The sequence below is a fragment of the Bacteroides sp. AM07-18 genome (assembly GCF_003602695.1).
GTDB lineage: Bacteria > Bacteroidota > Bacteroidia > Bacteroidales > Bacteroidaceae > Bacteroides > Bacteroides uniformis.
The window spans coordinates 55171-68458 of the sequence record NZ_QTLM01000001.1 but is presented as its reverse complement, the minus strand read 5'-3'; the positions used below and the strand labels follow the sequence as shown (position 1 = coordinate 68458).

Below are 13288 nucleotides of genomic sequence, written 5' to 3'. Positions count from 1 at the left end.
TATAATACAAGAGTTCGGTGAAGTGTGGCGGGAAATGAAGGTAGCAGGAAAGATATAGGGAATAAAACAAAAAAGGGCAGAAACCACGAAACTTATTGACAATAATTAAATATAAACAACTTAAGGAATAAACCACTTATCTTTGCCGCCACTTTGGTAAGGATGAAGCCACACCGCCTATAGATGCCGCTTTCTCAACGAATGCGGCATCTTTTTTTATATACAAGCGTACCTCCTGCCAAACTAATACAATTATTAATTTTAAAGACAACAAGATGAGAAAGTCGACAAAGAACGCTTCACTTCACGAAGCACTGAGAAACCTATGGAAAATACGTATCATGCTGGAAAAGAACTACACGGAAACATGCGCCACATGGATGGCCCGACGGATAGAAAGCCTGATAGACCACATGCAATACGGCCACGCACTCATAGCCTACCACAAGCAGGACGGGACATTCAGGCTGGCGAAAGCCACCTTACTGCCCTACAAGGCAGACTTCAGAAGAGATTATGACATCACAAGAGTGACAAGCACCATAGCCTTTTGGGACGTGGAACTGCAGGCATGGAAAACCTTCCAGCTGGAAAACTTCCTCGAATGGAGCCCCATATGCTAACCATTAACCATTAATCACTAATCATTAAACACTAAAAACAATGGCCATGATGTACGGGGGAATGCTATACTTCCCCCTCAAAGTAAATCTATTCGAAGAGATAGCAGTGGAACTGGTGGAAGCCAGGTTCGGACTGAAAGGAACGGCGGCGGTAATGAAACTGCTGTGCAAGATACACAAGGAAAACGGATATTACCTGAAATGGAACGCGGAGCAATGCACACTGTTCACAAACAAGGCGGGAAAGGACATCAACGAGCAGGAGATGCAGGGAATCGTGGACATCCTGGTGGAGAAAGCCTTTTTCGACCCCAAAACCTATAAGGAGCAAGGGGTGCTGACCTCTACCGAGATACAGAAAATATGGCTGGAAGCCACCAAAAGAAGAAAAAGGGACCTCACCACCCTACCCTATCTGCTGGTAGAGACGGAGGAAGATAAACCGGACAAGGACGAGACTTGTACGCAAAAACGGGAAAATTGTACGCAGGATGCGGACATTTTCCCCGAAAATGCATACAATTCCAAACAAAGCAAAGTAGAAGAAAGTAAAGCAAAAGAAAGTAAAGCACTTCCCCCTCTTACTCCCCCGGGGGAAAGCGGAGGAGCGCAGGGGAATCCTGATCTGGACATTCCCGGATATGCCTACAACAGGAATACGCACAACCTGGAATGCCTCATGCTGAATCTGGAAAAGCTCTACATCACCGACCGGGAGGAAATCAGGAAGATACTGAAGTTATCGGACTACGGCAGGCTGGGAAACTACGTCTGGAAAATATTCAATGGGACGAACTGGAGCAAGGTGAACAGCAAGGGAGGGTACATCATCTCGGTACTGGCAAGAGAGAAGCGGAGTACGGGAAGCTGATTCCACAGGGCACAAGCTATCAATAACATGTCATGCAGGAAATCAATAACGTGTGATACAAAAAACAAATATCGTGCCGGCAGGAAATTAATTCCTTGCCGACACGATATGAATTTCTTCTTCGTCCTTAAAACTGTACCTTATAATTATGCCGGTATTCAGTGCAAAACCTCTGCAATTCAATAAAAAATGGCTGGAACACAGCAAACAGTTCCTCATCGTGCTCTTCAAGGTAACGAATAGCCTTGTCTACGGATATATCAATATGATGATATTCCACCATGATGTTCAAAGACTCTCTTATTCCGTTCAGAGTGGCGTATTTCCGCAAACGGTCGGTCAGGATAAAATGCCAGATGAAACGTTTGAACCGTACCGGAAGATAGCGGTAATTGATGAGGAGGGAAAGATAGAAAGTCCGGGTATACCTCCTCAAGGAAACTCCGGAGAACGACTCGAAACGGGAAGCCAGCAAATAATCGAAATAAATATCCAGCAATACCCCCGAATAGCGTCCGAATTCAGGTTGAAGCCTATGTACCACCTCGCAGACAGCCGGATGACGGTCGGTATAGTCGTCAATAGCGCGGTGAAGCTGAATACCCTTGGCTATATCCGGCGGATAATTCTTATAGGAGCTTCCCTTTACGGCATCGCCTACAAAATTGCCCAACTGTACTTTTCTGTTCGAACCGGAAAGGAATATATGTGCCAGGTAGTTCATGACAAAAGATTTACCAGCTCCTTGCAAAGACACTCCTTCACCTCTTCCATCGGCACCTCGTGTCCCAGCTCTTTCTGCAAAGAAGTGACACCCTTGTCTATGAATCCGCAGGGATTGATATAGCTGAAATAACGTAAATCGGTATTCACATTCAGTGCCAATCCATGCATGGTGACAAAATGGCTGCTGCGCACGCCGATGGCACAAATCTTACGGGCACGGGAAGTATCGCCCTCCAGCCATACGCCCGTTGCCTTCTCCAGGCGTCCGGCCGCGATGCCAAACGAAGCACAAACACGGATTACCGCCTCTTCCAGCAGATGCACATACTCCTTCAACCCCAAAGAAAAGTCGTCAAGGTTCAGAATAGGATAGCAGACCAACTGTCCCGGGCCATGATACGTAATGTCTCCGCCACGGTCAATATGATAGAGCGTAGCCCCTATCCTGCGCAGTTGTTCTTCTCCCAGCAACATATTCCCTTCTTTTCCGCTACGCCCCAATGTATAGACATGGGGATGCTCGCAGAGCACAATATGATTGACATAGCACTCTCCTGCCTGCTTGGCGTGTACAAGTGCGTCAAACCATTCCGTCTGCCGGCTCCATGCTCCGGCATAAGGAATCATGTCCCAATCTGATATTTCCAGTTTCATGCAAGCAAATATAGCACTTTTTTGAATTCACTCCCCGAATTTATCTTAAATATGTAGCATCTATTCATAAAAATACACCTTGATAATCTGATAATATCTCACGTACTTTGCAAACATTCTGATATAACTATTCACAAAAAGACAGACTTATGAAAAAAAGAATTCTAATAACGCTATTCGCAGCGTTACTGTTCAGCTTTTCCATATCTGCACAGATATTGAAGGGGCACGTATATGATGCAACGACCAATGAACCGCTTGCAGGGGCATCGGTCACCTACAAGCTGAAGGACACGCAAGGCGTAGTGACCGACATAAACGGTGCATACGAAGTACACCTGCCGGCGGGAGGTGTAGATTTGGTATTCAGCTACGTGGGATATGAGGATGTGCCAATGCCCATCGTCATCAGCAAAGGAGACATTATGCAGAAAGACGTGTACATGAAGGAAAGCACCAACCTGCTGGAAGATGTCGTGGTCTCGGCCGGACGGTTTGAACAGAAGCTGAGCGATGTGACGGTCTCCATGGATTTGATAAAGGCCAGTGACATTGCCCGCCAGGCTCCCACAGACATCACCTCGACACTGCAGACCATTCCGGGGGTGGATATCATCGACAAGCAACCCAGCATTCGAGGCGGTGGCGGCTGGACTTACAGCGTAGGTGCCCGCAGCCTGGTACTGGTAGACGGGATGAGCGTGCTCAGCCCCCAAAACGGAGTCATCAACTGGAACAGCGTACCTCTGGAAAATGTGCAGCAGGTAGAGGTCATCAAAGGAGCCTCCAGCGTGCTCTATGGTTCGTCGGCCCTGAACGGCATCATCAACATACGCACCGCACGGCCGGGACTGACCCCTCAGACCCGTTTCAGTGCCTATGTAGGAATCTATGACGACCCCGACAACAGCGATTACCAATGGAGTGACAAATCTTTCTGGAAAGAGGACAAATATCCGGTAAAGCCCTTGTTGCGCAACAGCCTTTTCAGCGGTGTACGCAATCCGCTCTACGAAGGTTTCGACCTCACCCACTCCCGCCGCATCGGTAACTTTGACGTCAGCGGCGGACTGAATCTCTTTACCGACGAGGGCTACCGCCAACAAGGTTACAACAAACGTTTCCACATCAACGGAAACCTCACCTACTATCAGCCGGATATGGGTATGAAACTGATGAACTACGGTTTCAACGTGGATTTCCTTTCCAACAAGTACGGGGATTTCTTCATCTGGCGCTCGCCCGGCGAGGCCTACCGCCCCTCTCCCTTTACTAATATGGGACGTGAGTCCAACAACTTCCGCATTGACCCTTTCTTCAACTTCACCAATCCTGAAAGAGGTACTTCACACAAAGTAAAGGGCCGTTTCTACTACAGTGCGGACAATGTGGTACGCCCTACACAATCCGCCTCCATTACGGATATTCTGGGCAACATGGGCACCGACGCACAAGTCATCCAGAACATTGCCAATGGAGACTACACAGCCCTCCAGCCACTGATGACCGGAGTTATCAAATGGCTGGGAAGCGACAAGCTGAGTGATTTGATGGACGGTGTCTTCGGCTCTCTGGACAACATATTCCCCAATGCCACCACTGCCGACTATTGCGACCTCATCTCCTGGGTAATGAGCAACGGCCTGCCGTCTGACATGGGCGGACTGCTTGAAGGGAAACTGCCCAGCGACCTGGTTCCCTGGCTATCCGGTGTACTCAATCCGGAGCGCAATCAATCACCGACACGGACGGACAAGAATTACGACTATTATCTGGACTATCAGTTCAACAAGAAATGGGACGGCGGCGCACAAATCACCACGGGCCTGACTTACGAACATATCCGCACCTTCTCCGGCGAAACGGAAGAAGTACATCAAAGTGACAATGTTGCCGCCTATATGCAATACGACCAGCGCTTCTGGGACCGCCTCAGCGTATCGGCCGGTGTACGTGCCGAATACTACCGGATAGACAAGCACTATCGGGAAGCCGACACAAAGGTTTTCGGGAGCAAGATCCCTTTCCGCCCCGTGTTCCGTGCCGGGCTGAACTACCAGCTGGCCGATTACAGCTTCCTGCGTGCCAGTTTCGGCCAGGGTTACCGTAATCCCTCCATCACCGAGAAATACCTTCGCAAAGACATCGGAGGTGTAGGCGTATATCCCAACTACAACGTACGGCCGGAAAAAGGATTCAATGCCGAGCTGGGATTCAAGCAAGGGTACAAGGCAGGCAATTTACAAGGATTTGCAGATGTCGCCGCTTTCTATACCCAATACAAGGATATGGTGGAATTCCAGTTCGGCCTATTCAACAATGCGGACCTGAGCATGATAAACAGCGTTACAGACGCCATACAAATGCTGAAGGACGGCAAGGGTTTCGGCATCGGGGCACAGTTCCACAACGTGTCCAAAGCACAGATTTATGGAATGGAAATCAGCACCAACGGCATGTACACCTTCAACAAAAACGCCAAGCTGCTCTATAACCTGGGATATGTATATACCGAACCGAGGGATGCCGACTACAAGAAACGCAATGCCCTGGAGAACACCTATACCGACCCGCTTCAGATGAAGGAGAAAAGCAATGACGGCAAGTACTTGAAATACCGTCCGAAACACAGTTTCAAGGCCACGCTGGACTTTCAGTGGAAACGCATCAACATAGGTGCCAACGTAAACTGGAAAAGCAAGATGCTTGCCGTGGACTATATTATGCTGGACGAACGCAGCAAAAGTGAACCTGACCTGCTGGACTACGTGCGCGGCATCCTCTTCGGCTCGTCCAACGGGGAAACCCTGGCATCCTATTGGAAAAAGCATAATACGGACTATGCCACAGTGGACATGCGCTTCGGGGTGAAAGCCACCAAGGAAGTAGCTTTCCAGTTCATGATAAACAACCTGCTGAACAAGGAGTACAGCTATCGTCCCATGGCAGTAGGCGCGCCACGTACTTTCGTCGTAAAGATGGACGTTACATTTTAAAAAAAGAACATTTCATTTTAAAAACAGAATGTCTTCCGTTACTTTTTCCCGGAAAAGAATTACCTTTGTGCGAACTCTAAACGACAAAGCGTATGGAATTTCCTCAAGTCGACCTGCCAGTAGACATGATTGCATGGACTGAAGTAACGGAAGACATTCTAAACATATACAAACAGTCGTGCCGCCTGAAAGCATGCATCTTTGCACTATGCATAGAAGGTTCCATCACGGTATCCATCAATCTGATGGATACGGAAATCAAGCAAGGGGATTTCATTACCCTGCTTCCCGGAACCATCATACAGTTTTACGAACAAAAGGAAAAAGTATGCCTGGGATTCGTGGGGTTTTCTTCCCATTGCCTCAATGGAGTCAACCTCATCCAGTCTACATTAAGCTCCTTCTCCAACATACTGGAGTATCCGGTACTGGCTGTCAACCCTACCGTCGCCTCCTATTTCAAGGACTATTTTGCCTTATGGGCACGCATCACGACCGGTCCCTATCCTCCCGATACAAAAATGGCTCAAAGCACATTGAACATGCTCCTCAGCGGCATAGACAGAATGTATTGCCACCGTCCGCAGATGCAAAAAGGGAATAAGAGCCGGAAAGAGGAAATATGCCGCGAACTGGTGCAGCTCGTCATCGAAAACTATACCCGCGAACGCCGCGCGCAATTCTATGCCGACAAACTGGGCATCTCCCTGCAACACCTCAGCACCACCGTGAGGCAAGTGACCGGCAGAAATGTATTGGACATCATCGCCCACGTCGTCATCGTAGACGTGAAAGCCAAGCTGAAATCAACCAACATGACCATTCAGGAGATTGCCTATTCCCTAAACTTCCCCAGTGCTTCCTTCTTTGGAAAATACTTCAAGAGGCACATGGGCATGAGTCCGCTGGAGTATAGGAACAGCTGAGAATACAGCCGTCAGAACCTGGAACTCAGACGAAGGCTGCTCAAAGCCACGGATACACAGGAAAGAGCCATGGCAGCACCTGCCAGCGCAGGACTCAGCAGGATGTCATAAACGGGATAGAGTACTCCGGCCGCGACAAAGATACCTACTGTATTATAGATGAAAGCCCAGAACAGATTCCGGTACATGAGGCTCACAGTCTGGCGAGACAACCGGAAAACTTTGGGCAACAGCAGCAGGTCTGAAGTCCTGAGAGTAATCATGGCGGTGTCCATCAACGTATCGGTCCCCTTTCCCATGGCAATGCTTACATCAGCACAGCTCAAGGCTCGCGCATCGTTCACGCCGTCACCTACCATGGCGACCGTTTTACCCTGAAGCTGCAGCTTATGGATGAAATCCTCTTTGTCGTCGGGCATGGCATCAGCCACAAAACGCATGATACCCAAACTGCCGGCCACGGAAGAAGCCGTACGCTCACCGTCTCCCGTAAGCATGCATATCTCGATGTCCTGGGTACGCAGTTCCCGGATAGCTTCCATAGAAGTCACCCGCAACTGGTCCTTGATGGCAATAACGGCAAGTAAATCGTTCTCACGCCCAAAGTAGACAATACTGTTTCCGTCCGATTCATATTGTGTCAGCATATCGGCCAGGATATCCGACAAATTGGCTTGATAATCTTTCAGCAGTTTATGGCTTCCTACCCAATATTCCGCACCTTGATAGGCCACTCTGACACCTTTTCCGGTAATGTTTTCAAAACCGTCCAGGTGGGCAGGGATAACCTGCTCCTCCCCTTCCAGGGCCGTAACGATTGCTTCTGCCAGAGGATGGTCCGAAGTAGACTCGGCAGCAAGCAGTACATCTTTATAATGCTCCTCCTGCCCTTGCGCCCACAGCCAGCCTATTACCGTAGGATGTCCTTCTGTCAGGGTCCCGGTCTTGTCGAATACCACCACATCCACATTGCGCATCTGCTCTAAAGCGGAAGTGTCCCTGATCAGGATATGATTGCGGGCAGCTTTATTGAGGCCCGCCGCCAAAGCTACTGGAGTGGCCAGCCCTACCACACACGGACAAGCCACCACCAATACGGACAAAGCGGCAAACAGACCGTGTGACACTACATCTATGCCTCCGAAGAACACCCATATAAAAAAGGTCAGCAGGGAAATGATGAGAATGACCGGGACAAAAAGCTCGGCAACACGGTCGTCAATGCGTTGCTTCTCCGGCAGTACGCGGGCTGCGTTATGCTGCCAGCCTCCCAACCGGCGGATAGCCGCCGACACATTTCGCCGGGCACGTTCCTCCATAAACTCGCCGGTCAGGGAAAAGGCGATGATGACGGCGGCAACCCCATAATAGACATGCGGTTCCAGCCCGATGCCCAGCCAATAATCCGGGAAGAAAGTGTTGAACACACTGAACAGAAAAGCCACAGAGGTGGTAAGCGCCACCAGACGGTCTATATTGTTGCGGCCCGACCGGGTCCCCTTCCAGGCACCGGTATAAAAAGGAGCGCCGAAAAACAGCAGTACCGGAATTGCCAGTACCATCTGTATTTCACGGGTATAGGGTACATGCACAAAGACTGTAGAAAACAGTATCAGTACGATGGCAAAAAGCCATGCACCGACGACGCGCAATCCCGTGCTGTGCATATCCGGCACGGGATGTGCCTTAGTAATTATATTGCTCATTCGATTTATTTTTTAGATGGTTGTTGTTCCGCTTTAATAAAGCAACAACCGGAATGAGCAGTTTGTTCAATTACTTCTTATCGTCCTGCTTGGTTTCCTTGACAAACTCCGCTTCATAATGGAACTTTTGGAAACCTTCTTTCAACTTTTCCACATTGGTCTTGTCGGCATCATACGTGATGGTTACCGTCTTTGTCTTCAGGTCTGTGTGGAAGTCCTTCAGTCCCTTCTCAAAACGGATGTTATTGTTTATCTTCCTTACACAGTTCTCACACTTCATCTGTGCCACCTTGAACACGGCTGTACGGATGTCTTTTGCCATTGCGGCAGATGCACAGAAGAGTACAACTGCCAAAGTCATTAAAAATCTTCTTGTTTTCATTGTTTCGCTATTGATTTAATAAATAATATTATATTCTCGGCAAGTTGAAGCGAATACCTACATAGGCTTTTGCCCCATGCATCGGTCCCCACACCATCGTAGCATCAAAGTTGCTTCCCCAGGGGTTGGAAGCGTCGATGATGGAGTCCTTCTGCTTGAAGTTCGTCAGATTCTCGCCACCGATGTATATAGACCAGCGGCGAAAATAGCGTGTCACCTGGGCACTCAACTGCTCGAAGCCGCCATAGCGCCTTTCCCACGACCAGCCGCCATTTTCCAGTTCATACGGAGCCGGCATGCGCCCGCCACCGTTCAGTTGCAAAGTTACATCAAACTGCCACAATCCCAAAGGTGTCTGATAAGAAGCCGTCAGCAAACCTTTATATTTGCTGGTAAGGGGTTTCTCCATCAGCTCTCCGTTGTAATTCGTCTTGGCATCCGTCCAACGGTAAGCCGCGGTAAAGGTGAAACCCGGGAAGAACGGATAGCTTGCCTCCACCTGCACTACCTGCGAATAGGAACGGCCGTGAAGGTTGTAAAACAGAACGGCATGCGGGTCCGTATCCATGTCTACCACCACCTGCTTGCTGAAATCCGTGTAATAGTATTCCGCATTCAGGTTCAAGGTTTTGCCGAACAAGGGAATATAGGCGGAAGTGCTTGCGCCATAGTTCCAGGCCTCATCCTGGTCAAGACGTTTGGCGATGTCTATCCGGCGGCTACTTGCCAGCAGATAGTTATTCTCGGCCAGCACATGGTTCGTGCGGTATCCTTTTCCTGCCGAAAGACGGAAATGTACATACTCGTTGGGATTGTACTTCACATGGAAACGCGGGGTGACGAAATAGCCGTACTCGCTGCTATGGTCGCCGCGGATGCCACCCATCAGCACCAGTTTATCGTCCCAGTTGTAGGTGTACTGCACGTAGGCGCCGGGGACGGCTTCTTTGGTGAATTTCTTTGTCAAAGGCTGTGCGGCGTCATTGTCCAGGCGGTAGTGCTGGTCGTAGGAGTCATAGTTGAAGCTCAGTCCGGCAGAAAGGCTTTGACGCTTGGTCAGTTCCGTCTCGAACAGCAAGGAGGCATAAGCGTTGTGCTGGTCCACATCGTAGATTTTCCGTCCGTACAAGGCATCCTGCTTGTGCAGGGAGCCGGAGAGAATCAATGCCAGGTTGGTATTCTTCTCCTTGTTGAATATATAGGCGTTCTTGGTGAAAGCTTCGTAGCGGTCGGTACCTATACTTATCTTATAAGGGTCTGCCAGGGACGTTTTGCCATGGCTGACTTGCCCGCTGTTGCGGTCTTCTGTAAGCACTTTGATGCCTGCCTGGAAGACGTAACGGTCGCCCATGTATGCCCAGCGGTTCCAGAGGTTGTACTGCTCCACGCGGGGGATGTCGGCAAAGCCGTCGTCGTTGCTGTCGTGAGCTTTGGTCTCATTCTCGTAATGCGCCAGCAAAGAGGTGCTCCAACGTTTGGAGAGTTTCACCGTGGCATCGGCATTGGCTTCATAACGGTTGGTGCTGCTGGCAAAGAGGTTGGCGGAAAACCAATCGGCTTCGGGCAACTGGGGTTTCTTGAATTCCACATTGATTTGTCCCGTGATGGCCTCATAGCCGTTCTTCACGGATGAACTGCCCTTGCTCACCTGAATACTCTGCATCCATGGCCCGGGTACATAACCCAGTCCGTAGGGGGCGGCAGAGCCGCGGTAGTTGGGGATATTCTCCGTCATCATCTGCACATACGTACCGGACAAGCCGAGAAGCTTGATTTGCTTGGCACCGGTGGCGGCGTCAGAGTAGGTGACGTCCACCGAGGGATTGGTCACAAAACTCTCTCCCAGGTTACAGCAGGCGGCACGACTCAACTCGGCGCTGCTTATCATATCTTCATTCATCACACTGTTGCGCAGCTTCATGGTGCCCAACTTACGGCTGACCACATTCACCTCGCTCAGTTCCACCCCTTCGCGCAAGACAATGTCGAGCGTCTCATTGCGGTTACTGACGTGTATCGTATCGTTCTCAAAACCGATAAAGCTGACTACAAGCATATGCTTGTCATTGGGTTTGGACAAGGAGAAAGTACCGTCCGCCGAAGTGGTGGTACCTTGGGTGGTTCCCTGCCAGAAGAGGTTGGCACCCGCAATCGGGTCGCCCAAATTATCCTTTACCGTTCCCTTTACCTGCGCCTGCAAGGCGGTGAAAGAGAACAGAAGAATGGCTATCAAACTATATTTCATTTCTGTTTTATACTTAAAGAAGTGATTAAAAAACAAACAGTTCCCTCCGGGCAATCCAGGTCATTGCCCCGTATAAAACAACACTAAATGAGAAGCGTGGAATAGAGCGCCAGATAATGACGCGAGCCGACGACATATGGCGGTGCTCCTGAAACAACTCTCGGAGTACAAGCCACCTGCGGCAAGGAGTGATCAAACAGCGGCAGTTGCTCGCAAAACAGTGTAAGGAATGGCACGAACGAAACAGACTCGTGTGCATGCTTCACGAAATCCACCTTGTAGTAGACGGCTGTACAGCCGGTATCCTTGCATGTTTGCCGTGAGGCACGATGTGTATTATGGCATTTGGAACAGCCGGAAGTGCAGCAGCTTTGCGTCGTCTCGCATCCGGCACAGCAATACTGAACTACAGAAATCCCCACTCCGCTTATAATGATAAGGGAGGAAAAGAGTACAGCCAGTATGTAACGGAGTTCCTTCATAAGCGCTGCAAAGATAGAAAGTTTTAACCGTTTGCCGGAATTAATTTTTCCTTTTTTATGTGTGCAGTTCGTTAATAAGTTCTATATTTGTCGATAAAGTTTTTTGATTGATATGTTGATTTATAAACGAAATTCAATATGAAAAAGCAAACTGTCAGCCTACTTGTCCTTCTGCTTGCGGCAAGCGGCTTTTTCTTTTCCTGCGGTAACACCGTGAACAAAAACGCATACGCGTTGGAGTTCGACAGTATACAAGTAAACGAAACCGTACATCTCTTCGGAGACACAGCCAAGCCGGCCTGCAACCTCATCCTCAACTTTGCCTACGCCAGCCAGTCATCCGACGTGAGGCTGAAAGACAGTCTGAACGCCTTCTTCCTCTCCGCCTGCTTCGGCGACAAGTACATGGCGATGACACCCGAAGAAGCTGTCAAGAAATATACGGAGAAATATGTCAGCGACTACCGCAATGACCTGGAGCCGATGTACAAAAAGGATGAGCAGGACAAGGAGGACGAAGAAAGCATAGGAGCCTGGTATTCCTATTATAAAGGAATCGAAAGCCATGTGCAGTTGTGCAATACCTTGATACTGACCTACCGTATAGATTACAACGAATATACCGGCGGCGCACACGGCATCTACATGTCCACTTTCCTCAACCTCGACCTAAAGACCCTAAGCCCCATCCGCCTGGACGACCTCTTTGAAGGCGACTATAAGGAAGCGCTGACCGACTTGCTTTGGAAACAGCTGATGGCAGACAACAACGTCAGCACCCGCCAAGAGCTGGAGGACATGGGCTACGCCACCACCGGCGATCTGGAGCCCATCGAGAATTTCTATCTGGACCCAACGGGAATCACCTTCTATTATAATGTATATGAAATTGCCCCATACGTAATGGGAGCAACCAAAATCACGTTGTCTTATGAGGACATAGCCCATCTGATGAACGGTGAATTCATCACATTGAGCAGTGCTATAAAGGCAGACGGTGAATAGGAACTGTAATCAATTGTCTATCAACATAAAATTCACAATGGATTTAATACTCAAATATTTCCCGGACCTGACGGAAGAACAGAAACGGCAGTTTGCCGCACTCTACGACCTCTATCTGGACTGGAACTCTAAGATTAATGTCATTTCACGCAAAGATATAGAGAACTTGTACGAACACCATGTGCTGCATTCTCTGGGCATAGCCAAGGTAATCCGCTTCAGGCCGGGGACACAGATTATGGACCTCGGCACGGGAGGAGGCTTTCCGGGAATCCCGCTTGCCATCCTTTTCCCCGAAGTATACTTCCATCTGGTGGACAGCATCGGAAAGAAAGTACGCGTAGCCTCCGAAATAGCCAACAGCATCGGGCTGAAAAACGTCACCTTCCGTCATGCCCGCGCAGAAGAGGAAAAAGGGAAGTTCGACTTTGTGGTGAGCCGTGCCGTGATGCCACTGACAGACCTACTGAAGATTATCCGCAAGAACATCTCCTCCAAACAGCAGAATGCATTGCCCAACGGACTGATTTGCCTCAAGGGGGGCGAATTGGAAAACGAAACCATGCCCGTCAAGAACAAGACTACGCTGTGGGACCTGAAGGAGTTCTTTGAAGAGGAGTTTTTCGAGACAAAGAAAGTAGTATATGTAGGGGGATAAATCTAAATACATAA

General features: G+C 49.3%; 12 protein-coding genes. 6 read left to right on the top strand and 6 right to left on the bottom strand.

Features of this window, described 5'->3' with window-relative positions; translation table 11 throughout:
- The first annotated feature begins 275 nt into the window (after positions 1–275).
- Entirely contained in the window at positions 276–623 is a 348-nt protein-coding gene (locus DW096_RS00305; RefSeq protein WP_022401485.1) for an SH3 beta-barrel fold-containing protein, read from the top strand.
- A gap of 40 nt (positions 624–663) precedes the next feature.
- On the top strand, positions 664–1494 hold the full coding sequence (locus DW096_RS00300) for a DUF4373 domain-containing protein (RefSeq protein ID WP_057097938.1): 831 nt from the start codon (positions 664–666) through the stop codon (positions 1492–1494).
- A 127-nt stretch (positions 1495–1621) separates the two neighbouring features.
- On the opposite strand, the gene DW096_RS00295 is transcribed toward DW096_RS00300, so the two are convergent.
- Both DW096_RS00295 and lipB read right to left on the bottom strand, forming a co-directional pair.
- Positions 1622–2218: an ACP phosphodiesterase gene (locus DW096_RS00295; protein WP_057097939.1), complete on the bottom strand. Its 597-nt coding sequence runs from the start codon at positions 2216–2218 to the stop codon at positions 1622–1624.
- On the bottom strand, positions 2215–2886 hold the full coding sequence (gene lipB, locus DW096_RS00290) for a lipoyl(octanoyl) transferase LipB (protein ID WP_255420172.1): 672 nt from the start codon (positions 2884–2886) through the stop codon (positions 2215–2217). The genes DW096_RS00295 and lipB overlap by 4 nt, the downstream gene beginning before the upstream one ends.
- Positions 2887–3023: 137 nt before the next feature.
- Here lipB and DW096_RS00285 point away from each other — a divergent pair, with 137 nt between their 5' ends.
- Both DW096_RS00285 and DW096_RS00280 read left to right on the top strand, forming a co-directional pair.
- Positions 3024–5870 carry a TonB-dependent receptor gene (locus DW096_RS00285; RefSeq protein ID WP_120028623.1) on the top strand — a complete coding sequence of 949 codons (2847 nt, stop codon included), beginning with the start codon at positions 3024–3026 and terminating at the stop codon, positions 5868–5870.
- Between the two features lie 92 nt (positions 5871–5962).
- Positions 5963–6796, top strand: a complete 834-nt coding sequence (locus DW096_RS00280; RefSeq protein WP_005828170.1) for a helix-turn-helix domain-containing protein — start codon at positions 5963–5965, stop codon at positions 6794–6796.
- Positions 6797–6807: 11 nt separating this feature from the next.
- Here DW096_RS00280 and DW096_RS00275 read toward each other — a convergent pair whose 3' ends face one another.
- The 4 genes from DW096_RS00275 to DW096_RS00260 form a co-directional block, all read right to left on the bottom strand.
- Positions 6808–8502 carry a heavy metal translocating P-type ATPase gene (locus DW096_RS00275; protein WP_120028622.1) on the bottom strand — a complete coding sequence of 565 codons (1695 nt, stop codon included), beginning with the start codon at positions 8500–8502 and terminating at the stop codon, positions 6808–6810.
- A gap of 70 nt (positions 8503–8572) precedes the next feature.
- Entirely contained in the window at positions 8573–8884 is a 312-nt protein-coding gene (locus DW096_RS00270; RefSeq protein WP_035457917.1) for a heavy-metal-associated domain-containing protein, read from the bottom strand.
- A gap of 28 nt (positions 8885–8912) precedes the next feature.
- Complete coding sequence (locus DW096_RS00265) at positions 8913–11129, bottom strand: TonB-dependent receptor domain-containing protein (RefSeq protein ID WP_120028621.1); 2217 nt, start codon at positions 11127–11129, stop codon at positions 8913–8915.
- Between the two features lie 83 nt (positions 11130–11212).
- Positions 11213–11611, bottom strand: coding sequence for a hypothetical protein (locus DW096_RS00260; protein WP_034523146.1), 399 nt, complete (start codon positions 11609–11611; stop codon positions 11213–11215).
- Positions 11612–11749: 138 nt separating this feature from the next.
- Between DW096_RS00260 and DW096_RS00255 the strand changes: the two genes are divergently transcribed.
- Positions 11750–12616, top strand: coding sequence for a DUF3298 and DUF4163 domain-containing protein (locus DW096_RS00255; protein ID WP_120028620.1), 867 nt, complete (start codon positions 11750–11752; stop codon positions 12614–12616).
- A 37-nt stretch (positions 12617–12653) separates the two neighbouring features.
- Positions 12654–13274, top strand: coding sequence for a 16S rRNA (guanine(527)-N(7))-methyltransferase RsmG (gene rsmG / locus DW096_RS00250; protein ID WP_120028619.1), 621 nt, complete (start codon positions 12654–12656; stop codon positions 13272–13274).
- The last annotated feature ends 14 nt before the right edge of the window (positions 13275–13288 follow it).